This window comes from Microbacterium sp. Leaf351 (genome assembly GCF_001423825.1).
Lineage (GTDB): Bacteria > Actinomycetota > Actinomycetes > Actinomycetales > Microbacteriaceae > Microbacterium > Microbacterium ginsengisoli.
Window position 1 is genome coordinate 87,986 of record NZ_LMPK01000018.1, and the last position, 6,875, is coordinate 94,860.

General features: G+C 72.5%; 6 protein-coding genes. 4 read left to right on the forward strand and 2 right to left on the reverse strand.

The window, feature by feature from the left end; all coding sequences use genetic code 11:
* Together ASG00_RS07215 and ASG00_RS07220 are read right to left on the reverse strand one after the other, a co-directional pair.
* The coding region (locus ASG00_RS07215) for an acetyl-CoA carboxylase biotin carboxylase subunit (protein WP_235559411.1) at positions 1–1,534 on the reverse strand (1,534 nt) is incomplete at its 3' end.
* 78 nt (positions 1,535–1,612) lie between these two features.
* Entirely contained in the window at positions 1,613–2,260 is a 648-nt protein-coding gene (locus ASG00_RS07220; RefSeq protein WP_056208017.1) for a Maf family protein, read from the reverse strand.
* Positions 2,261–2,322: 62 nt separating this feature from the next.
* Between ASG00_RS07220 and ASG00_RS07225 the strand changes: the two genes are divergently transcribed.
* From ASG00_RS07225 to ASG00_RS07240, 4 genes are read left to right on the forward strand one after another with little or no spacing between them, the layout of a single operon-like run.
* A complete protein-coding gene (locus tag ASG00_RS07225; RefSeq protein WP_056207960.1) occupies positions 2,323–3,624 on the forward strand; it encodes a class I SAM-dependent RNA methyltransferase in 1,302 nt (433 codons plus the stop codon).
* A gap of 9 nt (positions 3,625–3,633) precedes the next feature.
* Complete coding sequence (locus ASG00_RS07230) at positions 3,634–4,302, forward strand: response regulator transcription factor (RefSeq protein ID WP_056207965.1); 669 nt, start codon at positions 3,634–3,636, stop codon at positions 4,300–4,302.
* Positions 4,299–5,537 carry a sensor histidine kinase gene (locus ASG00_RS07235; protein WP_056207968.1) on the forward strand — a complete coding sequence of 413 codons (1,239 nt, stop codon included), beginning with the start codon at positions 4,299–4,301 and terminating at the stop codon, positions 5,535–5,537. The genes ASG00_RS07230 and ASG00_RS07235 overlap by 4 nt, the downstream gene beginning before the upstream one ends.
* Complete coding sequence (locus ASG00_RS07240; RefSeq protein WP_056207971.1) at positions 5,537–6,580, forward strand: hypothetical protein; 1,044 nt, start codon at positions 5,537–5,539, stop codon at positions 6,578–6,580. Before ASG00_RS07235 ends, ASG00_RS07240 begins: the two co-directional genes overlap by 1 nt.
* The last annotated feature ends 295 nt before the right edge of the window (positions 6,581–6,875 follow it).

A 6,875-nucleotide genomic window follows, 5' to 3' on the forward strand; every position in this document is an offset into this window, starting at 1 on the left:
ACGTCTGGTGCGAGCGGCGCGACGAGGGCACGGCGGCGGGGCGGCCGACCTGGGCCGGGGAGCCGGCGATGCGATCGGGCAGACTCACCTCGAGTCGCTTGCCGCCGACCTCGACGACGACGGTGTGTCGCGTCTCGGCGGGTGTGGGGTCGGCGAGCTCGCCGTCCCACGGCGCGATGTCGTTGTCGAACTCGGTCTCGATCCAGCGCGTGAACACGCCGAACTCGCCGTTCTCGGCGGTGAAGGCGGGGTCGCGCACGACCTTGCGATGGAAGGGGAGCACCGTCGGGAGCCCCGCGACCTCGAACTCGTCGAGGGCGCGGCGGGCGCGCTCGAGCGCCTCCTGACGGTCGCGACCGGTGACGATGATCTTCGCGAGCAGCGAGTCGAACGCACCCGAGACGGTGTCGCCGGCGGTGACGCCGGAGTCGAGCCGGGTGCCCGGCCCGCCGAACGTCTTGAACACCTTGATGGGGCCGGGCTGGGGGAGGAAGCCGCGGCCCGGGTCCTCGCCGTTGATGCGGAACTCGAAGGAGTGGCCGACCGGCTCCGGGTCGTCGTAGCCGAGCAGCTCGCCCTCGGCGATGCGGAACTGCTCGCGCACGAGGTCGATGCCGGTTACCTCTTCGGAGACCGGGTGCTCGACCTGCAGGCGGGTGTTCACCTCGAGGAAGGAGATGGTGCCGTCGGCGCCGATGAGGAACTCGCAGGTGCCGGCGCCGATGTAGCCGACCTCCTTCAGGATCGCCTTCGACGCGCTGTAGAGCGTCTCGCGCTGAGCCTCGGTGAGGAACGGCGCCGGGGCCTCCTCGACGAGCTTCTGGTGGCGGCGCTGCAGCGAGCAGTCGCGGGTGGAGACGACGACCACCGTGCCGGCGCCGTCGGCGAGGCACTGGGTCTCGACGTGGCGCGGCTTGTCGAGGTACTTCTCGACGAAGCACTCGCCGCGGCCGAACGCGGCGACGGCCTCTCGGGTGGCGGACTCGAACAGCTCGGCGACCTCGTCGAGCTCGCGCGCGACCTTCAGGCCGCGGCCGCCGCCGCCGTAGGCGGCCTTGATCGCGATCGGGAGACCCACCTGCTCGGCGAACGCGATGACCTCCGACGCGTCGGCGACGGGTCCGGGGGTACCGGGGGCGAGGGGGGCGCCGACCTTCTCGGCGACGTGTCGCGCCGTCACCTTGTCGCCGAGGGCCTCGATGGCGTCGGGGGAAGGGCCGATCCACACGAGGCCGGCGTCGATGACGGCGCGGGCGAACTCGGCGTTCTCGGCGAGGAAGCCGTAGCCGGGGTGCACGGCGTCGGCGCCGGAGCGCCGGGCGATCGAGAGGATCTTCTCGATGGAGAGGTAGGTCTCGGCGCTCGTGGCGCCGTCGAGGGCGTATGCCTCGTCGGCGAGCCGCACGTGGAGGGCGTCGCGGTCCTGGTCGGCGTAGACCGCCACCGAGGACCTGCCGCTGTCGCGCGCCGCGCGGATGATGCGGACGGCGATCTCACCGCGATTGGCAACGAGGACCTTGGCGATTCGAGGCATGAGTGCCAGCCTACCGACGGATTCCCGGCGGAATTTGACCGTCCCTCACAAGAACTCGGCGTAAGCGTGTGCGGATGTCTACGAAGCCACCCACAGCGACGTCCAGTGGACTCCCAGCCGACGCACCAGCGAGCGCAGGGTGGGGAGCGACATCCCGACCACCGTCGAGGGGTCGCCGTCGATGTGGGAGATGAAGGCGGCGGCCCGCGCGTCGAGGGTGAACGCACCCGCGACGAGCAGTGGTTCGCCCGTCGCGACGTAGGCCGCGATCTCGTCGTCGTCGACGTCGGCGGCGAAGGTGACGGATGCCGCGGCCACCGCGTGCTCCTCGCGGTGACCGCCGTCGGGGGTGAGCCGGAACACGCTGTGACCGGAGTGCAGCACCCCGGTGCGGCCGCGCATCTGCTCCCATCGGGCCGTCGCCGCCTCGGCGGTGTAGGGCTTCCCGAGGATCTCGTCACCGAGCGCGAACATCGAGTCGCCGCCGATGACGATGCCGTCGAACGCGGGGTCGTCGGCGCGCACGGCGGCCGCGACATCCGCCGCCTTCCGTCGGGCCAGCAGCAGCACGTGCTCGTCGGGGGAGAGCGTGCGCCCCTCGGATGCCTCGACCGCCGCGACGACCGCCTCCTCGTCGACCTGCGGGGCGCGGGTCTCGGGGTCGATGCCGGTCTGGTGCAGCAGCATGAGGCGGGCGGGAGAGGTGGAGGCGAGCACGACGCGCATGCGCACCACGGTAGCCCGCGGCATCCGCCGCGCGGAGCGCCCCGGTGTGGGAGGCTCGGGGGATGACTTCTGCGGGCGACCTGATCGATCTCGACATCACCGGCGTCGCGCACGGCGGCGTGTTCGTCGGCCGGGTCGGGGGCGACGGGCGCGTCGTGTTCGTGCCCGACACCCTCCCCGGCGAGCGGGTGCGGGTGCGGGTGACCGAGGCGGGCGACAAGTCGTTCTGGCGCGCGGAGCCGGTGGAGATCCTGGATGCCTCGCCCGACCGAGTGCCCCACGTGTGGGCCGAGGCGGGGCTCGACGTGCCGGCCGACCGTCGCCCAGGCGGCGCCGACTTCGGTCACATCGCGCTGCCGCGGCAGCTCGAGCTCAAGAAGCAGGTCGTCACCGACGCGCTGAGCCGCGTCGGACGCCTCGACCTTCCGGTCACGATCGAGGCCCCCGCGCCCGTCGACGGCCTCGCGCCGGAGCCCGCGGACCGCGGCGGCTGGCGCACCCGCGTGAGCCTGCACGTCGACGAATCGGGGACGGTCGGGCCGATGGCCTCGCGCAGCCACCGCGTCGTGCGCACCGAGACGCTGCCCCTGGCCACGGCGGCGATCGAGCGCGCCGCGGCGCGCCTCATCGGGGAGCGCCCAGGGCGCATCGACCTGGTCCAGCCCGCCGACGGACGTGTGCGTGTGATCAACCGGCCGGCCCTCGCCCGCGGCCAGCGCCGGCCCGTGAACCCGAAGGACCCGGCGTTCGAGCCGGTCGTCGAACGGGTCGGGGAGCGTGCGTTCCGGGTGGATGCGGGTGGCTTCTGGCAGGTGCACCGCCTCGCCGCCGCGACCCTCACCGCTGCGGTCGCCGCTGAGCTCGGCGTCGTCGGTGTCGACTCCGAGGGGCGCCACCTCGACTTGTACGGCGGGGTGGGACTGTTCGCCGCGACGATCGCCGAACTCGGCGGCGAGGCGACTCAGGTGGTCTCGGTGGAGGCCGATGAGCGCGCGACCGAGCACGCCGGCGAGAACCTGTCGGAGTGGGTGGGTGCTCGCGCCGAGACGGGTCGCGTCGACCGATGGCTCGCCGCGCTCGCCGCGGGAGCCTCCGCGCGCGACCGTGACCGGCTCTCCCGCGGAGTCGTGGTGCTCGACCCGCCGCGCGCGGGCGCCGGCCGTGACGTCGTGCGGGCTCTCGTCGCGCTCGCGCCCGCTGCGGTGACCTACGTCGCCTGCGACCCTGCCGCCCTCGCCCGCGACCTGGCGTTCTTCCGCGAGGCCGGCTACGAGACCTCCAGCGTGCGGGCGATCGACCTGTTCCCGCACTCGCATCACATCGAGGCCGTGGCGACCCTGACTCCGGTCGCGCCCCGCGGATAGCATGAGCGCATGATCCGCGTCGCCACCATCGACGACCACGAGTCGGTGCGACTCGGCGTCGAGGCGGCGTGCTCGCGGGACGCGACGATCGACGTCGTGTTCTCGGGCAGCGGTGTGCGCGACTACCGGCGGTGGCTGCGCGACTCCGGTGCCGACCCGGTGCAGGTCGCGCTCCTGGACATCACCCTCGGCGACGGCACGACGGTGAGCGAGAACATCCAGTCGCTGCAGTCCGACGGCTCCGAGGTGGTCATCTACAGCGTCGCCGACCGGCTCGTCGCCGTGCGCGAGGCGCTTGCGGCGGGCGCAGCGGGTGTCATCAGCAAGTCGGCGCCGATGGATGACATCGTCGACGCCGTCCGCACGGTCGCCGCCGGGGAGCCGCTGAACAACATCGAGTGGGCGAGCGCGGTCGCCGGCGACAGCGCGTTCGGAGATGCCCAGCTCTCGGCGCGCGAGCGCGAGGCGCTCGCGCTCTACGCCGCCGGACTCCCGCTGAAACTCGTCGCGCAGCGCCTCGGCATCACGTACAACACGGCCAAGGAGAACATCTCCCGCATCCGGGCGAAGTACATCGAGGTCGGCAGGCCCGCCCCGACGAAGATCGACCTCCGTCAGCGAGCGGTCGAGGACGGCGTCATCGACCCCGACGCGGGCGTGTCCGGGGCGCGGTCATGAGCGGCATCCGCTTCGACTCGGGCCCCGTGGTGCTGCCGGCGCCCCACGCGATCGCGCGCGACGGATCCCTCACCCGCGAGCGGGTCGAGATGGTGCTCGGCCGAGCCGTGGCGCTCGCGAGCGTGGTGCTCGGCGCCCAGACGATCGTCGAGGCGATCGCCGCGCAGGCGGTCGATCCGTTCTGGAACACGATCGAGATCCTGCTGATCTTCGTCCCCCTCGCGGTGGCGATCGTCTCGTTCGCGACGGGGCGGCAGAAGGAGCTCGCCGGCACGATCTTCGTGATCGCCTACACGATCGCCCTCGTCCTGTGGCCCGTCGGCGCCTACGGCCACGGATCGCCCGCCACCTCGCACGCCTGGCCCTACGTGCTGGGCAACGTCGCGACCCTCGCCGCCGTCGTCGCGCTCCCGAGGCGGTGGCAGGTCATCGCGACGGTCGGCATCCCTGTCGTCTACGGTGCGATGCGCATGGTCGAGCTCGGCTTCGCGCCGGCGGCCTGGCTGCCGACGGCGCTCGACGTCGCGTTCCTGGTCATCTTCGGCGCGGTGCTGCTCGCGCTCGCCTGGACGTTCCGTTCCACGGCGAGCCGTATCGACGAGCATCGCGAACGCGCGATCGAGGCGTCCGCGCGGGCGGCGGCGATGGCTGCGACCGAGAGTGAGCGTGTCGCCGTCGCCGCTCTGATGCACGACAGCGTCATCGCGGCGCTCATCGCCGCGCAGCGCGCGGGGACCGATCGGGAGCGCGAGCTCGCCGTGCAGATGGCACGTGACGCGCTCAACCGCCTCGCGAACGTCGACGTCACGGCGGGCGAGGGCAGTGACCATCCCCGGTCGGCGTCATCGCTCGCGGACGAGCTGCAGCGCGCGCTCGTCGAGGCGGGGTCGGATGCCGCGGTCCGCCGTCGCATCGCCCCCGACACCCCGGATGTCCCCGGCCGTGCGATGCGGGCGATGGTGCTCGCGGGCACCCAGGCCATCGTCAATGCGATCGCCCACGCCGATGGCGCGGGGCTCGAGGTGACCGTGACGGGAGAGCGTGCGCCCGGCCGGGTGACGGTGACCGTGCGCGACACCGGGCCCGGCTTCTCGATCGACGAGATCCCGGATGACCGCCTGGGCGTGCGCGGGTCGATCATCGCGCGCGTGGCCGCGTTCGGCGGCGAGACCCGCATCTCCTCGGATGCTTCGGGCACGGTCGTCGACCTCATCTGGAAGGCGACGGTCTCCTGATGTCCACGGCCTCCGTCATCCGACTCCTCGCGGTCGCGTTCAGCGTCGCACTCACGCTCCGCGGCATGTGGATCGGCGCGCCCGTCGACGACGGATGGCTGCTGCTGGGCTGCATGCTCGGGTACCTGGCGGTGGCGTGGCTGTGCATCCTGTGGGGCTGGACCGCGGTGATCACGCGGTCGAGCCAGCCGGAGACGGTGTCGAGTTCGGGCGATCACCTGCCCATCCCGCTGGCGTTGCTCGCCCTCGCGGCGACGGTGGCACTGCCCCCGCTCGTCGCCTACGGCGCGGGCCCCCACACGACGCCGGGGACGCACACCACCTGGTACCTCGGTGCCATCGGCGCGCTCATGGCGACGCTCACCGTGCGCCGGCGCCCCTGGATGGCGTGGACGGGAATCGTCGTGCTCGCGGGGTGGTCGATCTCGTTGCTGGGCCCGGCGACCGCGCTCGGTCTCGGTCTCGTCGGGTCGACGGTCTGGGTGGGCGCCGCGCAGTTCCTGGTGCTCGCCCTCGACCGTGCCGCGCTCGACACGGAACGGCTCGGCGAGGTGCAACGTGTCGCTTCGGCCCAATCGGCCGCGCAGGGCGCGCAGGCCCATGAACGCCGCGTGCAGGTGAACCGTGTGCTCCTGAGCGCCGGCGACGCGCTCGCCCGGGTCATCGATCGCCGGGGCGTCCTCTCCGACGACGAACGGATCGAGGCGCGCGTGGTGGAGGGGCGCCTGCGCGACGAGTTGCGCGGTGCGCGCCTGCTCGATCCCGAAGTCAGGGCGGCGCTCGAGAGCGTGCGCCGACGCGGGGCATCCGTGTCGTTGTCCGACGACGGGGCGATCGACGACATCGGCGAGGAGGAGCTGGGCGAGATCCGGGCCGAGCTGGCCGACACCCTGCGTTCGGCTCGGTCGGACCGTGTGTACGTGCGCACGAGCAGCGATCCTCGTGTCGCCGTCACGGTCGTCGGGCGCGCCGCCCGCACCATCGGCCTCGACGAGGACGACAGTGTCGACCTGTGGCGCGAGATCGAGCGCTCGCCGCGCTGAGCGCTCGGAGTGCTCGCGCAGACCTGCCGCGCACCAAAAGAGAGGGCGAGGGGCGGCGGATGCGCCTGCCCCTCGCCAGCAGACAATTACCCGATATCGTCTGCGAGTGGCTCCCTGACCCCGCAACAGTGTCAGGTCGAGCTCTCGCTGGGAAACCCAGCGATATCAGTATTCGCACCTTCAGCGCGCCTGTATGTAGGTACTTCGGGTGACATCGTTCCGACAGCGTCGGATCAACCGCGGAAGCCGCCCCAGCCGCCCCTGCGGTCGAACGATGTGCGCAGCGAACGGCGGG

Bases quoted from the DNA above. Each gene is read 5' to 3' on its own strand.
- ASG00_RS07230 (WP_056207965.1), top strand. From the start codon at position 3,634: ATGATCCGCGTCGCCACCATCGACGACCACGAGTCGGTGCGACTCGGC.
- ASG00_RS07235 (WP_056207968.1), top strand. From the start codon at position 4,299: ATGAGCGGCATCCGCTTCGACTCGGGCCCCGTGGTGCTGCCGGCGCCC.
- ASG00_RS07240 (WP_056207971.1), top strand. From the start codon at position 5,537: ATGTCCACGGCCTCCGTCATCCGACTCCTCGCGGTCGCGTTCAGCGTC.
- ASG00_RS07225 (WP_056207960.1), top strand. From the start codon at position 2,323: ATGACTTCTGCGGGCGACCTGATCGATCTCGACATCACCGGCGTCGCG.
- ASG00_RS07220 (WP_056208017.1), bottom strand. From the start codon at position 2,260: ATGCGCGTCGTGCTCGCCTCCACCTCTCCCGCCCGCCTCATGCTGCTG.